Origin of the sequence: Gordonia sp. SID5947 (assembly GCF_009862785.1) — a bacterium.
GTDB lineage: Bacteria > Actinomycetota > Actinomycetes > Mycobacteriales > Mycobacteriaceae > Gordonia.
In genome coordinates, this window is sequence record NZ_WWHU01000001.1 from 464174 (window position 1) to 481873 (window position 17700).

Consider the following 17700-nt stretch of genomic DNA (forward strand, 5'->3'; position numbering starts at 1 on the left):
GATGACAGGCGAATCGGTGGATGGCCCCATCGGCGAACTCCCCGAACTCCTTCGCCGGGTGCACATGGTCGGTATCGGTGGTGCCGGGATGAGTGGACTCGCCCGCATCCTGCTCGCCCGAGGTGGTCAGGTGTCCGGATCCGATGCGAAGAACAGCCGGGGCATCCTCGCCCTTCGCACCCGCGGTGCCCGCATCCAGGTGGGGCACGATCCATCTGCCCTCGACCAGCTGCCGGGCGGACCCTCGGTGGTCGTGACCACGCATGCCGCGATCCCCAAGACGAATCCAGAGCTCGTCGCGGCGCGGTCGCGGGGCATCCCGGTACTCTTGCGTCCCCGCATCCTGGCCGATCTGATGGCCGGATACCGCACCCTGCTCGTGGCGGGCACACACGGTAAGACCTCCACCACCTCGATAGCCGTTGTCGCGCTCCAGCATTGCGGTGTGGATCCGTCGTTCGCGGTGGGCGGTGAGCTCAACGAATCGGGGACCAACGCCCATCACGGCAGCGGAGGGATCTTCGTCGCCGAGGCCGACGAGAGTGACGGGTCGCTGCTCGAATACACCCCGGACGTGGTGGTCGTCACCAACATCGAGGTCGATCATCTCGACCACTTCGGGACCCGAGAGGCGTATGTCGACGTGTTCGACGAGTTCGCCGAGCGAATCTCACCGGGCGGACATCTGATCGTGTGTCTCGACGACGAGGGTTCGGCCGCCCTCGCCGGCCGATGCGCCGATCGCCTCGCAGAGCGGGGTGTGTCCGTGTTCGGTTACGGCGCAGGTCGGTATGCCCACCTCGCGCCCGCCGCGAAACAGGTCGCCACGATGATCTCCTGGTCGGCACGTGGATCCGGCGGGGTGGCGCGGGTACGTTTCGATGCGCCGATCGCCGATCCGTCCGTCGAGCGCACGATGTTGTTGACCGTCCCCGGAGAGCACATGGCACTCAACGCGATCGGTGCCGTGGTCGCTTGTGTGTGCGCCGGTGGCGCGCTCGCCGGTGTCATCGACGGCGTCGAGGCGTTCGGCGGGGTTCATCGGCGGTTCGAATTCCGCGGTCGCACAGGTGATGTCGACGTGTTCGATGACTACGCTCATCACCCGACCGAGGTTCGGGCGGTGCTCACCGCGGCGCGGCTCGCGGTCGAGAGCGCGGCGACGACGGACGTGGAGACGACCGGGCCGGGCCGGGTCATCGCGGTGTTCCAGCCGCACCTGTTCTCTCGGACGCGGGATTTCGCCGAGGATTTCGCCGCCGCACTCGATCTCGCCGACCAGGTCGTCGTGGCCGACGTCTACGGTGCGCGCGAAGAGCCGATCCCGGGGATCAGCGGAGCCAGCATCGCCGACCGGGTGACCCGGCCGGTGATCTTCCAGCCCGATCTCTCCGCACTGGCGCGAACGGTGGCGTCGGTGGCCGGTCCCGGCGATCTCGTCCTGACGCTGGGCGCCGGCGACATCACCATGCAGGGACCGGAGATCCTCGAGGCGCTGCGGGACCGGGGCGCCGCCAATCACACCAACCACGCGGTCACCGCCGTCGCCGATCCCGACGAGGCGGATCGCGCAGAGACACCGGGGTCGCAACCGTGAGTCCGCGGGTACGGGGGACATCCCGTCGTGCCCGGCTCCTGCTGGGCACGGTCCTGGTGATCGTGGTGGTGGTCGGCCTCGGCCTGATCGCCTACTTCACCCCACTGATGTCGGTCCGGTCCACCGACGTTCACGACAACCGGGCGGTACCGACAGACCAGATCGTCGGTGCGGCCAGGGTGCCCGACGGGACGCCCCTCCTGCAGGTCGACACGCACGCCGTGGCCCAGCGGATCGCGGCCATCCCTTCGGTCGAATCGGTTCGTGTGCAGCGCAGCTATCCATCGTCGCTGACGATCACCGTCGTCGAGCGGGAACCGGTCGTGAAGGTGACCGATGGGCAGAAGGTGCACGTGCTCGATCACTCCGGTGTCGGTTATCTGACCTTCGACACCACGACCGGCGTGCCACCGGAGATGAACCGCCTGCCGGAGTTCTCGACACCCAATCCGGGACCCGGCGACCCCACCACGACCGCCGCGCTCGCGGCTGTCTCGGGCCTGCCGGAACCGATCGGACGGCAGATCGTCAGGGTGGCCGCCTCGTCGCCGGTCGACATCGAGTTCACCCTGAAGGGAAACAAGACCGTCGTCTGGGGAGACAGTGGCCGAGGGGCGGAGAAGGCGCGAACCCTCGATGCGCTGCTGACACGTCCGGCGTCGATGTACAACGTGTCGAGTCCGGAGTTTCCGTCCTACAAGTGACGGCGCGACGTTCGTGACCGCAGTACGTCGTCGGTTCCATGGCGGGCAGGAACGTGACATCCACGAAAAATGCGGTCCAACTTCGCGACACGCCGCACGCTTGCTGGTGACCGCGCCATCGGGTGCCTAACGTCATCCCCATCATCCATCTACTTGACATAACTCTAAATCTATGGTTCAGGTTTAGGGTTTCGGATCGAACGAGGAAGGCGGGCACATGACGCCACCGCACAACTACCTGGCCGTGATCAAGGTCGTCGGCATCGGCGGCGGCGGTGTCAATGCCGTCAACCGAATGATCGAACAGGGTCTGAAAGGTGTTGAGTTCATTGCGATCAACACCGATGCTCAGGCCCTGTTGATGAGTGACGCCGACGTCAAACTCGACGTCGGCCGGGACTCGACCCGTGGACTCGGCGCCGGTGCCGACCCCGAGGTCGGGCGGCGCGCGGCCGAGGATGCCCGCGACGAGATCGAGGAACTCCTCAAGGGCGCCGACATGGTGTTCGTGACCGCCGGTGAGGGCGGCGGAACCGGGACCGGGGGAGCGCCCGTCGTCGCGTCGATCGCACGCAAGCTCGGTGCGCTGACCGTGGGCGTCGTCACGCGACCGTTCTCCTTCGAGGGCAAGCGTCGCGGTGGTCAGGCGGAGGCCGGTATCACCGCGCTCCGCGAATCCTGCGACACGCTCATCGTCATCCCGAACGACCGTCTCCTGCAGCTCGGAGATGCACAGGTCAGTCTCATGGATGCGTTCCGCAGCGCGGACGAGGTGCTGCTCAACGGTGTTCAGGGCATCACCGACCTGATCACCACTCCCGGACTCATCAATGTCGACTTCGCCGACGTCAAGGGCGTGATGAGTGACGCGGGAAGTGCGCTGATGGGCATCGGGTCGTCGCGCGGAGAGGAACGCGCGAAGAAGGCTGCCGAGGCGGCGATCAACTCACCGCTCCTCGAGGCGTCGATGGAAGGTGCTCGCGGCGTGCTCATCTCGATCGCGGGCGGTAGCGATCTCGGTCTGTTCGAGATCCACAACGCCGCGACCCAGGTGCAGGAGGCCGCGCATGAGGACGCCAACATCATCTTCGGCACCGTGATCGACGACAATCTCGGCGACGAGGTCCGAGTGACTGTCATCGCGGCCGGATTCGACAGTGGCGCACCACGTAAGCGGACCGAGATCCCGGCGGCCGCGGCGGGCAAATCGGCCGTCAGTTCCGGACAGGCGGGCGCGGTCGCGGCCAACTCGCCCGACAACGACCCGCTGTTCGGCAAGATGCCTGCCGGAGCCGGCGACCCGTTCGTCGAGGCGCAGGAGCGACCGCGGCGCAACAACGTCACCCTCGACGACGACGACGTCGATGTGCCGTCGTTCATGAAGCGCTGAGCTCGCCCATGCGGGTTCGCCGCGTGGTCACCAGCCGATCCGGTGGCGTCTCGGTGGCGCCCTATGACTCGTTCAATCTGGGCGATCATGTCGGTGATGACCCGAAAGCTGTCGCCGAGAACCGGTCTCGGCTCGCCGGACAGATCGGGCTGCCACCGGGGCGGGTCGTCTGGATGGAACAGATCCACAGCCGCAACGTCACGGTGGTCACCGGCCCGGTGGACGAGGCGGTGCCGGCGACCGACGCTCTGGTCACCACCGAGACCGACCTGGCGCTGGCGGTGCTCTCCGCGGATTGTGTCCCCGTATTGCTCTCCGACGACGAGGCCGGCGTGATCGCCGGCGTGCACGCCGGTCGCGTCGGCGCACGCATCGGGATCGTTCCGGCCACGCTGCGCGCGATGATCGAACTCGGTGCCCGGCCGGAGCGGATCGGCGTCCTGCTCGGCCCAGCGGCCGGCGGGGCAGAGTACGAGGTTCCGCCGCACATGCAGCGCGACGTCGAAGAGCATCTGCCCGGCAGCGCCTGCGTGACCGCCAAGGGCACAACCGGACTCGACCTCCGCGCAGGGTTGCGCCGTCAGCTTCTCGCCGCCGGTGTCGGTGCGGTGGCCGCCGATCCGCGGAGCACCATCGACGACCCCGAACTGTTCAGCCATCGGAGGCAGGCGCCCACCGGCCGACTCGCGTCGGTGATCTGGATGGACTCCCGGTCCGCCAGGGGAGCCGATGCCTGACGAGCCGGTCGACGCGCGGACACACGAACTGGCCGAACGATATTCGGCCGCGCGTGGTCGTCTCGACGCTGCGGTCGCCGCGGCCGGGCGCGCCCCCGGTGACGTCGAGCTGATGGTGGTGACCAAGTACTTCCCAGCCGACGACGTGCGTCGGCTGCTCGGACTGGGTGTGCGGTGCTTCGGTGAGTCGCGAGAACCGGAGGCGAGTCGTAAGCTCGCCGAGCTCGCCGCCGCCGACTCGGCCGGCCCCCGCCCGACGCGGTGTTCGACATGATCGGTTCCGTTCAGTCCAAGAAGGCGAAAAGCATTGCCACGTGGGCCCGTACGGTTCATTCCGTCGATCGGGACAAGGTGGTCGACGCGCTCTCCGGCGGTGCCCGATCAGCACTCGACTCAGGCGACCGGCAGCAGCCGCTGCGCATCCTGCTGCAGGTGAGTCTCGATGGTGATCCGCATCGGGGAGGGGCGCTCGTCGACGATCTGCCGCAGCTCGCCGAGCGTGTTCGTGCCGCACCCGGCCTGCTGCTGGCCGGCCTCATGGTGATCGCGCCGCTCGAGGGGCCGGCGGATCGCTGGATGGCGCGCGCGGCGGAGATACGCGAGGGGTTTGTCGCCGATCATCCGGACGCCGGTGCACTCTCCGCCGGCATGTCGGGCGACCTGGAATCCGCGGTGGCGCACGGTTCGACATGCGTGCGTGTCGGTACCGCGATCATGGGGCCGAGGCGGTTAGTCTCTCAGTAATCACATTGGTCACATGAGAACCAACGAGCACACAGATCGACAACTGCACCACCCACTGCTTTCCCCGGCAGCGTTGGACGACAGAGAGGCCAGCTATGACCACGATGCAGAAGTTCAAAGCATATTTCGGCATGGTGCCTCCAGGTGAGTACGAGGACGACTATCTGGAGGAACCGGGTGGCCCGATGCGTGGTGGGCGCGGCTATCGCGACGACTACTACGGCGAGCCCGGCTTCCGGGAGCCTGCCTTCCGGGAAGGGCCGCGCGACCCGGACTTCGCCTACGTCGATGATCGTCGGTTCCCGCCGGAGTTCGACCAGCAAGGCTTCGGGGTAGCGCGTACGACATGAATTCCTACGACGGTGGTGGATATGAGCCGGTGCCCGAGTACGCCTACGCCGGTGGTCGTCACGCCGGCGATCCGGTCGAACGGATGCGTCCTCAGCGTCTCGAACCGTTGCAGCGTTCGAACATGCGGGCGGCGGGTGTGCCGCGCGCGCCGATGAACAACGACGAGCGTGAACTCGAGCGGGTGTTCGCCGACGGTCCGCTCCAGAAGATCACCACCCTCCGGCCCTCCGACTACGGTGAGGCGCGCACCATCGGTGAGCGCTTTCGCGACGGAAATCCGGTCATCATGGATCTCGTCGACATGAGCAACGACGATGCGAAGCGACTCGTCGACTTCGCGGCGGGCCTGGCGTTCGCATTGCGCGGCTCGTTCGACAAGGTCGCGACGAAGGTGTTCCTCCTGTCGCCTGCCGACGTCGACGTCTCGCCCGAGGACCGGCGCAAGATCGCCGAGACCGGGTTCTACAACCACAGCTGAACTCTCTTCGGGCAACGGCCCTCGCTGCGTCATGGGGATGCGGGGAGGTCCGTTGTCGTGTCCGGCGTCGCGAGCGGGCCGCTCGAGCGGCGGTGGGACATATCAGGCAACCTGGTGTGGTGACGATTCTGCTCCAGGTCCTCTATTACCTGCTGTTCATCTATTGGCTGCTCCTGCTTGCGCGACTTGTCGTCGAACTGGTGCGGACCTTCGCGCGTGAGTGGCGGCCCACGGGCTTCGCGGTGGTCATCATCGAGATCGTGTTCACCACGACGGATCCGCCGATCCGGGCATTGCGGAAGATTCTCCCGCCGATCCCGTTGGGGCCGGTGCGTCTTGACCTCTCGCTCATGATCGTCATGATCGTGGTGCTGATCGCCATGCAGATCGTCAGTTCACTCAGCCGGAGCTCGGCAGCCGCATTGGCGGGGCTGGCCTGACCTGGGTGGTTTGCTGTGGTGAACTACGACCCCATCGCGGCGGGTGGAACCTGGTCGGTGACTGCACACCGTGGGTGGTTTACGGTTGGATGTCATCATCGAGTGACCGTTTCGTTGCAAGAGCGCATCGATCTCGTGCTACGAACGGTTCTCGTGTGACAGGATTTGACGCCAGTTACCAATTGGACTGGTATGAATAAACAGTGACAGCCTGTAGCAAATACTGTGCAGACTGGGTGTGCTGGCCAACTGAACAGAGCTAGATCCCGACCACATCTCGACTGACAAAGATGATCTCGACCGACAAATGAGGGGAACCGACATGCGGCTGACTCCAGCTGATGTGCACAACGTCGCGTTCAGCAAACCGCCTATCGGTAAACGCGGCTACAACGAGGATGAAGTCGATCAGTTCCTCGACTTTGTCGAGGCCGAACTGGCCCGCCTCATCGAGGAGAACGGCGACCTGAAGCAGCGGGTCGAAGAGCTCGAAGGCGATCTGGCAGATGCTCGTTCGTCGGCTCCCGCCGCCGGAGCCGCGACGAGTGGGTCGTCGGCACCGTCCGCGGAAGAGCGCACGCAGGTCTTCTCCGCGGCGCCCGAGCAGCAGGCACCACAGCAGAGCGCAGCGCCCACGCCCGAGTTCGGCGAGGACGACGCGAATGTCCGTGCGGCCCGTGTGCTCGCGCTCGCCCAGGACACCGCTGACCGTCTGACATCGACCTCGCGGCAAGAAGCCGATTCGCTGGTCACCGATGCTCGCTCGCGTGCCGACGCGATGGTGTCGGAAGCGCAGGCCAAGGCCGACGGTCTGCTCACCGACGCGCGTCAGCGTTCGGAGGCCATCCTCGCCGATGCTCAGACACGTTCGGAGGCGCAGGTCCGCCAGGCGCAGGAACGCGCCGACGCGCTGCAGAGCGATGCAGAGCGCAAGCACAGCGAGATCATGGGCACCATCAACCAGCAGCGGACCGTGCTCGAGGGCCGGATCGAGCAGTTGAAGGTCTATGAGCGCGAATATCGGACCCGACTCAAGACATATCTGGAATCCCAGCTCGAGGAGTTGCAGCAGCGTGGCAGTGCGGCCCCCGTCGAGGGTGGGCGTGCCGACTCCTTCTCATCGGATCCGGGTAACGGCGGTTTCACCAGTTACTCACCGAGTTAGTCGGCGAGCAGCAGGGAGTAGTTCGTGCTGACGCTGGCCTTGGCGGCGACGCTGGTCGGGTTCGTACTGCTGGTGCTCGGCCTGATCACCGGTACCGTATGGCTCGCCATCGCGTGCATCGTCGTGTGTTTGATAGGTCTCGGGTTGCTGATCGCCGACATCGTCGGTTCGGGTCGGCGTGCCGAGGAGCCGTCGCTCACCGATTTCGTTGCGGCCGATGACGATTCCTTGTCCGACGAGCAGAAGTCCGACGAGGAGAACACCGGCGGCGGACGCCATGAAGGAATGTCGGCCGCCCCGCCGACGTCGCGCGAATCCCGAGGCGATGGTGGGCTCGACTCGCCTCACCGTGAGGGCCCTGGGGGCGCGCCCGGTGCGTCGTCCTTCGGTGCCGCAGATGCACGGCCGGCGCCGCGACCATCCGCACCGCGTCAGGCGGATCCCGCGTCTCATACGGGGCGCGAGAGCGTCGGCCGCGAAGGAACGTACGACGACTACCTGCGGTCGGTGGGCGGTTACGGCACCGAACCCGGCGGCGTGCCGGGCGCGCCGGGGCAATCACCTCCCACCCCACGCGGGCCGGGATCGCACGAGCGGCAGTTCCCCCCTCCGGGGCGGGGCGCGCCCGGAAGCCACGCAACCCCGGACGAACCCGTCACCGAATCCTTTCCGCCGCAGCAGCGCGGACCTTCGCAGGCCGGTCCACAGCAGCGGCAACCGGGCCGGGGCTCGGATGCCGGAGATCGTGGGCCACAGGACCCGCGCGAATCGCGCACTCAGAAGTTCGATCCACTGGACCCGAACTGGCGACCGCCGCCGGAATGACCTGGGCTCCTCCCGGGCCGTGGTCAGCGTCGATTGGTCTGGACCCCGCTGCCGCGGCTACACTCGATGTGCGTTGATCCGGCAATCACCGGGGAGCACCCGGAAGAACAGGGCGTCATGTCGGCACCCTCGGTAGACCCGGGCGGGAACGGCCCGATACAGCCGTGGGTTCGCGGTGTTTCCGCGGACCGGTGAGAGGCGTCGAGAGTTCGATCAGGACCGACGGCGCAAGCGGGGTGGTACCGCGCGGATCGGGTGGTCGTCGACGACCTGACATGCGTCCCCGTGCCAAGAGCAGTCATACACATGCCAGGCACGAGGAGACCGACCGATGACCGACACGGGCCCCAGCAACGATCCGACCGACGCCCAACCACCGACTGACCGTCGTGTCGGAGCGCGTGTCTATCCGGTGGCCGACATGACCGGTGACACCGGTCGTTCCACGCCGTCTTTCCCAGACCTCGAGGAGCGGGTTCTCGCCTATTGGGCGGGCGATGAGACATTCGCCGCCTCCATCGCCAATCGTGCCGACGCCGAGGAGTTCGTCTTCTACGACGGTCCACCGTTCGCCAACGGCCTCCCGCACTACGGACACCTGCTCACCGGGTATGTCAAGGATCTGGTACCGCGGTACCAGACCATGCGAGGCAAGAGGGTGGAGCGCCGCTTCGGCTGGGACACGCACGGTCTGCCCGCCGAACTCGAGGCCGAGCGCCAGCTCGGGATCACCGACAAGTCGGAGATCGAGACGATGGGCATGGAGAAGTTCAACGACTACTGTCGCGACTCCGTGCTCCGCTACACGGGTGAGTGGCGTGACTATGTGACCCGGCAGGCGCGGTGGGTCGATTTCGACAACGACTACAAGACGCTCGATCTCGACTTCATGGAGTCGGTGATGTGGGCGTTCAAGCGGCTCTACGACAAGGGATTGATCTACCAGGGCTATCGCGTCCTGCCCTACAGCTGGTACGAGCAGACACCGTTGAGCAACCAGGAATCCAAGCTCGACGATGCGTACCGGATGCGCCAGGATCCGGCTGTGACCGTGCGGATGCCGCTGGTCGTGAAGGACGGTCCGTTGACCGTCCTGGACGGCGTGAACGCATTGATCTGGACCACCACACCGTGGACGCTGCCCTCGAACCTGGCGATCGCTGTCAACCCCGACGTCGAATACGTCCACGTGAAGGCCGGCGACGGCCAGGAGTACCTGCTCGCCAAAGCGCTGCTGGGCTCATATGCCAAGGAGATCAGCGAACCGGAGGTGCTCGGCAGCTACGGCGGTGCCGAACTGGCCGGTCTCTCGTACGCGCCGCCGTTCGACTTCTTCCTCGGCCACCCCAACGCACACCGCGTTCTGCTCGGCGACTACGTGACGACCGAGAGTGGCACGGGCGTCGTGCATCTCGCGCCGGCCTTCGGCGAGGAGGACATGGACCTCTCGACGGCCAACGGCATCGAGGTGGTGCAGCCGCTCGATCCGGGCGGTCGGTTCACCGCACAGGTCCCGCCCTACGAGGGCATGATGGTGTTCGACGCCAACCCCGCGATCATCAAGGACCTCAAGGCCGTGGGCAAGATCGTGCGCCACGACACCATCGAGCACTCGTATCCGCATTCCTGGCGGTCCGGGAAGCCGTTGATCTACATGGCGGTGCCGTCGTGGTTCGTTGCCGTGACGCCGATCAAGGAGCGGATGCTCGAGCTGAACAAGCAGATCACCTGGGCGCCCGAACACATCCGGGACGGGCAGTTCGGCAAGTGGCTCGAGGGTGCGCGCGACTGGAACATCAGCCGTAATCGGTTCTGGGGAGCGCCCATCCCGGTGTGGGTCTCCGACGACCCGGAGCATCCCCGCATCGATGTGTACGGTTCGCTTGACGACCTCGAACGTGATTTCGGAGTGCGCCCGGACAACCTGCACCGTCCCTACATCGACGAGCTGACCAGACCCAATCCCGACGATCCGTCGGGGCGGTCGACCATGCGCCGGGTCCCCGAGGTGTTCGACTGCTGGTTCGAGTCGGGATCGATGCCGTTCGCCCAGGTCCACTATCCGTTCGAGAACTCCGAATGGTTCGACGGCGATCCGGATCAGGGTGTGTTGCCGCACAATCCGGGCGATTTCATCGTCGAGTACAACGGCCAGACCCGCGGATGGTTCTACAACCTCCACGTGCTGGCGACGGCCCTGTTCGATCGCCCGGCGTTCAAGTCCGTTGCCGCACACGGCATCGTCCTGGGCGACGACGGACAGAAGATGTCGAAGTCCAAGCGCAACTACCCGGATGTGAACGAGGTCTTCGACCGCGACGGCTCCGACGCGATGCGCTGGTTCCTGATGGCGAGTCCGATCCTGCGCGGCGGCAATCTCGTGGTCACCGAGCGCGGCATCCGGGAGGGCGTCCGCCAGGCACTGCTGCCACTCTGGAACGCCTACAGCTTCCTGCAGCTCTATGCGGAGCGCCCGGCGGCGTGGCGGACCGATTCCACAAACGTGCTGGATCGGTACATCCTGGCCAAGCTCGCGGTCACCCGGGACACGATGACCGACGCCCTCGACATCTACGACGTCTCGGGCGCGTGTGACGCGTTCCGGGAATTCGTCGAGTCGCTCACGAATTGGTATGTGCGTCGGTCTCGGGCGCGGTTCTGGGGTGGTCAGGACGAAGACCCCGATGCGTTCGACACGCTGTACACGGTCCTGGAGGTCGCCGCCCGACTCGCCGCGCCGCTGCTGCCTCTGGCGACCGAGGCGATCTGGCGGGGTCTGACCGGCGGGCGCTCGGTACACCTGACCGACTGGCCGTCGGCCGACGACCTGCCGTCCGATCCGGACCTCGTCGCGGCGATGGACGAGGTGCAGGCGGTCTGTTCGGTCGCCTCGAGTGTGCGCAAGGCGAATAAGCTCCGCGTCCGCCTGCCTCTGCCGGGGCTGACGGTCGCGTCACCCACTGCCGAACAGCTGACGTCGTTCACCGGGCTGATCGCCGACGAGATGAACGTGAAATCGGTGACGCTGTCGACCGACGCCGACGCGTACGGCCGTCAGGAGATCGCGGTCAATGCCCGTGCTGCGGGACCGCGTCTGGGCAAGGACGTCCAACGGGTGATCAAGGCAGTCAAGTCCGGTGACTGGGCGGTCCAGACGGGCGCCGACGGTGCCGAGGTGGTGGTCGCCGACGGGATCGAGTTGCACGACGGCGAGTACACCCGCCGACTGGTGGCGGTCGAGCCCGATTCGACCGCGGAGATGCCAGGTGGGCGAGGACTGGTCGTGCTGGACACGACCGTCACGCCGGAACTCGAGGCCGAGGGCTGGGCCAAGGACCGTGTCCGTGAACTTCAGGATGCACGCCGCACATTGGGTCTCGACGTGTCCGACCGCATCACCATCCGTCTCGTGGTGCCGGCCGAGCGACTGGACTGGGCTCGAACGCATGCCGGTCTGATCGCGGGCGAGGTGCTGGCCGTCGAGTTCGACGTGGTCGGTGTCGAGAGCGGCCCTTCGGGAGCCATCGACCTCGGCGACGGGGTGACGGCCGACATCGCGAAGGCGGCCGGCACCACGTCGGGCGAGTAGGGCACCGGGCACTGACCGACGCCGGTTCGGCGTTCGGCGTCGGTCAGTGCGCCCGTGCGAGTGCGCTCTCAGCGGCGTGAAAGCCACCCATGCCGTGGACGCCGGCGCCCGGCGGGGTCGCCGACGAGCAGAGGTAGACACCGGGTATGCCGAGCGCGTAAGGGTTCACCGCGACCCGCGGGCGGAAGGCGATCTGCCGCGCGGTGTTGGCACCAGCGCTGATGTCCCCGCCGACGTAGTTGGCGTTGTGTTCCTCCAGCGCCGCAGGATTCCGGGTGGAGACCGCCACGATCCGGTCGCGGAACCCCGGGGCGAAGCGCTCGATCTGCCCGATGATCGCTTCCGTCGCGTCGCCGGTGTAGCCATGCGGCACATGCGCGTAGGCGTATACGGGGTTCACCGATCCTTGCGACCGCGTCCGGTCGATCAGATACTGCTGCCCGAGCAGGACGAACGGACGTTCCGCCATCACTCCGCGGACGGTCTGCTTTTCCACATGCGCGATTTCTTCCGCGGTGCCGCCGAGGTGGACTGTCCCGGCGCGGGTGCAGTCTGCATTCGTCCACGGGATGTCGCCCTCGATGGCGAGGTCGACCTTGAAGGCGGCCGGCCCGTAGCGGTAACGGCCGAGCGCGGACCGGATCCGGCCGGGCAACTCGTCGCCGAGGATGCGCAGCGCGCCTTGCGGAGCGGTGTCCAGGATGACGATGTCGGGCCGGCTGCCGGTGAGGTCGCGAAGCTGTCCGATCGAGTTGATCGGAGTTCCGGTGACGACCTTGCCGCCCAGCGTGGCCAGTTCGGCGACGAGCGCCCGGGTGATGCTCTCTGTGCCGCCCTCGGCGATCGGCCAACCCACGGCATGCGCGGCGGCGGTCAGCATCATGCCCACCGAACTGCTGAGCGGCGTGTCGAGCCGGGTGAACGCGTGGGCGGCGACGCCGGTGAACAGCGCGCGTGCCGGATCGTCGTCGAACCGTCGGGTCGTCCAGGTCGCCGGTGCCAACGCGTGCACGCCGAACCGGCCCAGTACGAACGGATGACGAGGTGCATGCGCGAGCGGCCGGAAGACCTCCGCGATGAGGTCGTCGAAATTGTTCGTCGCGTTGCGGAAGAGCTTGTCCCACGTGCGCGCGTCTGCCCCGAGCGAACGCGCGGTGTGGCTGCGGTCACGCGCAGCGAGGCCTGCGCGGCCGTCGTCGAGGGGATGGGCGAGGTCCACCTCGGGCCACCGCCAGGTGAGTCCATGGCGTTCGAGATCCAGCGACGAGAAGAACGGCGACGCCACCCCGGTCGGGTGAAAGGCGGCGCACTCGTCGTGCACGACCCCGGGCACGGTGAGTTCACTGCTGCGCGTACCGCCGCCGGGCCGGTCGTCGGCCTCGAACACGGTCACGTCGAGGCCGTCCTGTGCGAGCCGGATGGCGGCAGCGAGCCCGTTGGGCCCGCTGCCGACCACCACTGCGCTCGTCATGCCAGCGCACCCCTGCCGCTGTTGCGGCCCTCGCCCTGGGTGAGCGTCTCCTGCCTGCGGAATCCGGGCGCGTTCCATGTGACCTGCAGCGGCACCGATCCGTTGGGGAGCCAGGGCTGTTCCTTGACGCAGTCGCTGACATTCCAGGTCCCGCGCTCCACGACGCCGAGGGCGGCGTCGATGACCCGGTACTCCTGGGGCGGGTTGCTCCACGGGGTCGCCTGCGATTCGCAGTAGGCGACGACGAGATCACCGGGGGCGAGGCCGAGCCGCTTCTGGATCGCCGCGATCAGTCGTTCGTCATGCAGGTGTCCGTCGCCGAAGTTCCAGCCGACGATGGTGTTGCACACGAACTCTCCTTCTCGAACGGTCCGGGTCTCGATGTCATCGAGGTGCTCGAACAGCACGGAGAGCAGGCCACGACCCTGACTGTGCATGGATCGCCAGGCGAGGGCCTTCTGGAGGGTCATGTCCGCGTCGTCGCGCTCGTACGGGGTTGGCATCATCCGCTGCAGCTGATCGATCTGGTTCTCGACCTGAGGCAGCTCGTTGAGCCTTTCCTCGACACCTGGCTTCATCGCCCAGACCGCCGACGCCCAGTTACCCGCGTACTGCCGCATCGACGGGAGGAAGGAGACGAGGTCGGGGCGCAGGTTTCCGAGTACGGGCCCGAAGCACAGGATCGCGAAGACCGGGATCAGCAGCCACGGCTGCGAGAAGTCCCAGATGTTGTAGACCGACGGGTCGAATCCGACCCACAGCACGATCGCGATGTAGCCGAAGTAGACATTCCACTCCAACGGGACCGCGAGCGGGAACGTCGAGGTGATGTAGATGTGGAAGGCCACGATCAGGATGGCGCCGATGAGTGCGATCGTGCTGTTGGTGGTGAGCAGCAGGATGATCGGGATCGCGATCTCGACGGTGGTTCCCGCGACGTGTGCCATGAACCAGGCGACGCGACTCGGTCGGATGTCGTCGGGGGTGTTCCGGTAGAACAGCCGCTTGACGAAGCGGAGCTGGCCGGGACTGTTGGACACCATCGGCGGGACGACGTTGATGAAGTGCTGACCCAACTTCGACACGCCGGCACCGATCCACACGACGCAGATGATGATCTTGAACACGACCACCAGATTCACGAAATCGCTTGCATCGGCTGCATCGCTCATCACGATGGCTCCGAAGATGGCCGAGAAGAACATGATCGGCAGGTATTGCTCGGATCGCCCGGCGAGGAAGATGACCTTGTCGCGGAGTCCCATCAACGGCATCGTGACGAGGATCGGGATGAAGGCCCACGGCGGCACCAGTTCCTGTGGCCCGGTGCCGGCGGGCAGGAAGGTCACCTGTTCCGCGCTCATCACCAGCGGGAGCACCAGACTGGCGAGCACCGCGACGAACAGCACCACGTCGAAGGCGGTGCGGGTGTCACCGCCGGTGCCGGGGACATGCCGGCCCCATGGCGCCAGCCGGATGGTGCCGGGTCGCACCCAATAGCGGATGTTGCCGAGCATCGGAGCGAAATGCCCGCACAACGGCCCGAACGCGCCGGCCAGCCCGATCACCTCCAGCAACATGAGCCAGATCGCGAGCTTCTGGTAGACGACGATGTTGTCGAACCAGGAACCGGGATCGGTGAAATCCACGAATTGCGTTGTCCACGAGGTGATCGCCAGCCCGACGGCAAAGTAGAGGCCGAGCATCTTGACGATGTAGACCACCGAGAGCATCTGGGGTGTGCCGAATCCGTCGTCGACCCAGTTGGTGCTGAGGATCCGCACACGCTCCCGGATCGGTAGCCGTACGAACTCCTCCGGTGGCACCGGCTGCGGTGATGGTGCGATGAAGCCCATCTCAAACTCCTTGCTGTGCAGGGTCGGCGGCAAGCTGCGCCCGCAGCGCGGGCTTGTCGATCTTTCCGACCGGATTCTTGGGCAGAGTGTCCTGAATGCTGATGGACACCGGGATCTTGATCCTGGTGAGGTGTTGCGCGCAGAGCTCACGGAGCTCGTCGGAGGTGACCGTGCGTTCTGGGTGGAGCGCGACGTAGGCGACGGGAACCTCGCCGTAGACCGGGTGTGGAGCACCGACGACGGCAGCCTCGAGCACCGCCGGATTGCCATACAGGACGGACTCGATCTCCTTGGGGTAGATGTTCTCGCCGCCCCGGATGATCATGTCCTTGATGCGGTCGACCAGCCGGAGATAGCCGTCCTCGTCGAGCACGCCGACGTCGCCGGTGTGCAGCCATCCGTCGCCGAGCGCCTCCGCGGTGGCCTCAGGTCTGTTGAGGTAACCCTGCATGACGTTGGGTCCCTTGATCACGACCTCGCCGCGCTCGTCGGCCGGGAGCAGGTTGCCGGAGCTGTCCATGATGGCCACGATCTGACCGGGGAGCGCCACGCCGACCGTGCCGATCTTGCGTGGTCCGTCGATCGGGTTCGCGGTGGAGGCGCACGTCCCCTCGGTCAGTCCATATCCCTCGACGACCGGGAAACCGAATCTCTCCTCGGTCGCACGCAACAGCTCCGCCGACGCCGGGGCTGCGCCGCAGATCGCGAAGCGTACCGATCGCGTGTCCGCGGTGACCTCGGCCGGGAGTGACACCAGGTGCGAATAGATGGTGGGGACTGCCGAGAAGTAGGTGGGGCGCAGCTGCTCGACGGCGCCGAGGAACTCGACGGGGTGAAACCGGCCGAGCACCGAGAGCCGGCCTCCGGCGATCATCGTCGACAGGTAGCTCACGCAGATCGCGTTGACGTGGAAGAGCGGCAACACCAAGAGGCAATGGTCGGTGTCCGTGAGGGCCAGGGCCTCGACCATCGAGTTCGCCATCGCGTCGATGTTGCTGTGCGTGAGCTCGACTCCCTTGGGGCGGCCGGTCGATCCGCTGGTGTAGATCAGCAGCGCGAGGTCGCCTCCGGAGGTGACCGGATCGGCCAACACACCTCCGGTCGGTGCGGACCGCAGCTCATCGACGACCAGCGTCCGGCGACCACCGTGAGGTGTGTCCGCGGTGGCCGTCACGACCAGTGCCGCACCGGAATCGGTGATCTGGTACTCGGCCTCCGACGCGGTGAAGACAGGGTTGATCGGGGTCGCTGCCGCGCCGAGCCGCCAAGCCGCCGCGAGGCAGACCAGGAGTTCGACGCGGTTGGGCAGCATCACCGCGATCACCGATCCGGGGGCGACCCCGTGGTCGGCGAACTGCTCGGCTGCGGCGTCGACCCGTGCCGCGAACTCCGCGTAGCTCAGCTCGATGCGCTCGTCCCGGACGCACGGATGGTCGGCGCGTGCCTCCGGCTGGTTCCACGGGAGATAGCTCAGGGTCATCTGATGCGCCTCAGAACAGTCCGGCGTCGAGGCCGCCGTCGAGGACGAGACCCGAGCCCGAGCAGAAGGTCGACTCGTCGCCGGCGAGGAACAGCACCGACTTCGCGATCTCCTCGACCGTGCCGAATCGGCCCTGCTTCTGCTCGATGACCGCCGCGAACCCGCCGGACGGCAGCCCGAGCGCAGACTCGAACGCGTCGACCTGGCTGGTGACCAGGCTGGTTGCGGCGAAGCCCGGCAGGACCGCGTTGACTCGTACGCCGTGGTCGCGCAACTCGGTTGCCGCGGTCTTGGTGAGGTTGACGACGGCAGCCTTGCTCGCGGCGTACGACGAGATCAGCGGTGTCCCGGCGAGCGCGGTGATCGAGCCGAGCGTGACGATGCTGCCGCCGCCGCTCGCGATGATCGCGGGTGCGGCATAGCGGATGGAGAGAAAGACGCCGTCGAGGTTCACCGAGGTGACCGCGCGCCACGCGGCCAGGTCCATCTCGACGATCGGGGACACCGCTGCGATGCCGGCGTTCGGGATCATCACGTTCAGTCCGCCGTAGGTCGCCACCGTCGCGTCGACGAGCCCCTTGACCTGCTCCTCGTCCCGGACGTCACACGCCATCGCGGTCGCATTCGTCAGCTGGGCAGCAGCCTCTTTGGCCGCGCTCTCGTCGATGTCGGCGATGACGACACCGGCGCCGGCTTCGGAGAGCTGCCGGGCGATCTCGAGACCGATGCCCTGTGCGGCGCCGGTGACGATCGCTGTCTTGCCCTGGAGGTTGTGGGACATGTGACTTCCTTCACGCTCGGAGTTCGGAACTGCGATGAGCCTAAGGACAGCGACGGGCGTGAGGATTGGTCTCGCGAACCAAAGTTTCGGTG

Annotated in this window: 12 protein-coding genes and 2 pseudogenes; 10 read left to right on the plus strand and 4 right to left on the minus strand. The window is 66.6% G+C overall.

The genetic code is table 11. The features are described from left to right. Window position 1: 1 nt before the first annotated feature. From murC to ileS, 10 genes and pseudogenes are all read left to right on the plus strand, one after another. The gene (gene murC, locus GTV32_RS02245; RefSeq protein ID WP_161058763.1) at window positions 2-1597 is read left to right on the plus strand and encodes a UDP-N-acetylmuramate--L-alanine ligase; all 1596 of its coding nucleotides are present in this window, start codon (window positions 2-4) and stop codon (window positions 1595-1597) included. Further along, complete coding sequence (locus GTV32_RS02250) at window positions 1594-2301, plus strand: FtsQ-type POTRA domain-containing protein (RefSeq protein WP_343287189.1); 708 nt, start codon at window positions 1594-1596, stop codon at window positions 2299-2301. The genes murC and GTV32_RS02250 overlap by 4 nt, the downstream gene beginning before the upstream one ends. Window positions 2302-2518: 217 nt before the next feature. Beyond that, window positions 2519-3691 (plus strand): cell division protein FtsZ, encoded by a 1173-nt coding sequence (gene ftsZ / locus GTV32_RS02255; protein ID WP_161058764.1) that lies wholly within the window; start codon window positions 2519-2521, stop codon window positions 3689-3691. 8 nt (window positions 3692-3699) lie between these two features. Next, window positions 3700-4428, plus strand: coding sequence for a peptidoglycan editing factor PgeF (gene pgeF / locus GTV32_RS02260; protein ID WP_161058765.1), 729 nt, complete (start codon window positions 3700-3702; stop codon window positions 4426-4428). After that, window positions 4421-5172: pseudogene (locus tag GTV32_RS02265) on the plus strand (alanine racemase). Before pgeF ends, GTV32_RS02265 begins: the two are co-directional and overlap by 8 nt. Window positions 5173-5267: 95 nt before the next feature. Next, window positions 5268-6001 (plus strand): annotated as a pseudogene (gene sepF, locus GTV32_RS02270) (cell division protein SepF). A 116-nt stretch (window positions 6002-6117) separates the two neighbouring features. Beyond that, window positions 6118-6441 (plus strand): YggT family protein, encoded by a 324-nt coding sequence (locus GTV32_RS02275; protein WP_161058766.1) that lies wholly within the window; start codon window positions 6118-6120, stop codon window positions 6439-6441. Window positions 6442-6763: 322 nt separating this feature from the next. Then, window positions 6764-7606 (plus strand): DivIVA domain-containing protein, encoded by an 843-nt coding sequence (locus GTV32_RS02280; RefSeq protein ID WP_161058767.1) that lies wholly within the window; start codon window positions 6764-6766, stop codon window positions 7604-7606. 24 nt (window positions 7607-7630) lie between these two features. Continuing rightward, complete coding sequence (locus GTV32_RS23100) at window positions 7631-8431, plus strand: hypothetical protein (RefSeq protein ID WP_202421561.1); 801 nt, start codon at window positions 7631-7633, stop codon at window positions 8429-8431. 421 nt (window positions 8432-8852) lie between these two features. Next, window positions 8853-12020, plus strand: coding sequence for an isoleucine--tRNA ligase (gene ileS / locus GTV32_RS02285; RefSeq protein WP_237421658.1), 3168 nt, complete (start codon window positions 8853-8855; stop codon window positions 12018-12020). A gap of 43 nt (window positions 12021-12063) precedes the next feature. On the opposite strand, the gene GTV32_RS02290 is transcribed toward ileS, so the two are convergent. The 4 genes from GTV32_RS02290 to GTV32_RS02305 are packed head-to-tail and all read right to left on the minus strand — an operon-like array spanning window position 12064 to window position 17608. After that, window positions 12064-13491 (minus strand): NAD(P)/FAD-dependent oxidoreductase, encoded by a 1428-nt coding sequence (locus GTV32_RS02290; RefSeq protein WP_161058769.1) that lies wholly within the window; start codon window positions 13489-13491, stop codon window positions 12064-12066. Next, window positions 13488-15347, minus strand: a complete 1860-nt coding sequence (locus GTV32_RS02295; protein ID WP_161058770.1) for a DUF3556 domain-containing protein — start codon at window positions 15345-15347, stop codon at window positions 13488-13490. Before GTV32_RS02295 ends, GTV32_RS02290 begins: the two co-directional genes overlap by 4 nt. A gap of 1 nt (window position 15348) precedes the next feature. Further along, window positions 15349-16827: an AMP-binding protein gene (locus GTV32_RS02300; protein WP_161058771.1), complete on the minus strand. Its 1479-nt coding sequence runs from the start codon at window positions 16825-16827 to the stop codon at window positions 15349-15351. 10 nt (window positions 16828-16837) lie between these two features. Further along, window positions 16838-17608, minus strand: coding sequence for a glucose 1-dehydrogenase (locus GTV32_RS02305; protein ID WP_161058772.1), 771 nt, complete (start codon window positions 17606-17608; stop codon window positions 16838-16840). Window positions 17609-17700: the final 92 nt, after the last annotated feature.

Coding starts and splice junctions, on each gene's coding strand:
- murC (WP_161058763.1), top strand. CDS start 2: ATGACAGGCGAATCGGTGGATGGCCCCATCGGCGAACTCCCCGAACTC.
- ftsZ (WP_161058764.1), top strand. CDS start 2,519: ATGACGCCACCGCACAACTACCTGGCCGTGATCAAGGTCGTCGGCATC.
- pgeF (WP_161058765.1), top strand. CDS start 3,700: ATGCGGGTTCGCCGCGTGGTCACCAGCCGATCCGGTGGCGTCTCGGTG.
- GTV32_RS02280 (WP_161058767.1), top strand. CDS start 6,764: ATGCGGCTGACTCCAGCTGATGTGCACAACGTCGCGTTCAGCAAACCG.
- ileS (WP_237421658.1), top strand. CDS start 8,853: ATGACCGGTGACACCGGTCGTTCCACGCCGTCTTTCCCAGACCTCGAG.
- GTV32_RS02290 (WP_161058769.1), bottom strand. CDS start 13,491: ATGACGAGCGCAGTGGTGGTCGGCAGCGGGCCCAACGGGCTCGCTGCC.
- GTV32_RS02295 (WP_161058770.1), bottom strand. CDS start 15,347: ATGGGCTTCATCGCACCATCACCGCAGCCGGTGCCACCGGAGGAGTTC.
- GTV32_RS02300 (WP_161058771.1), bottom strand. CDS start 16,827: ATGACCCTGAGCTATCTCCCGTGGAACCAGCCGGAGGCACGCGCCGAC.
- GTV32_RS02305 (WP_161058772.1), bottom strand. CDS start 17,608: ATGTCCCACAACCTCCAGGGCAAGACAGCGATCGTCACCGGCGCCGCA.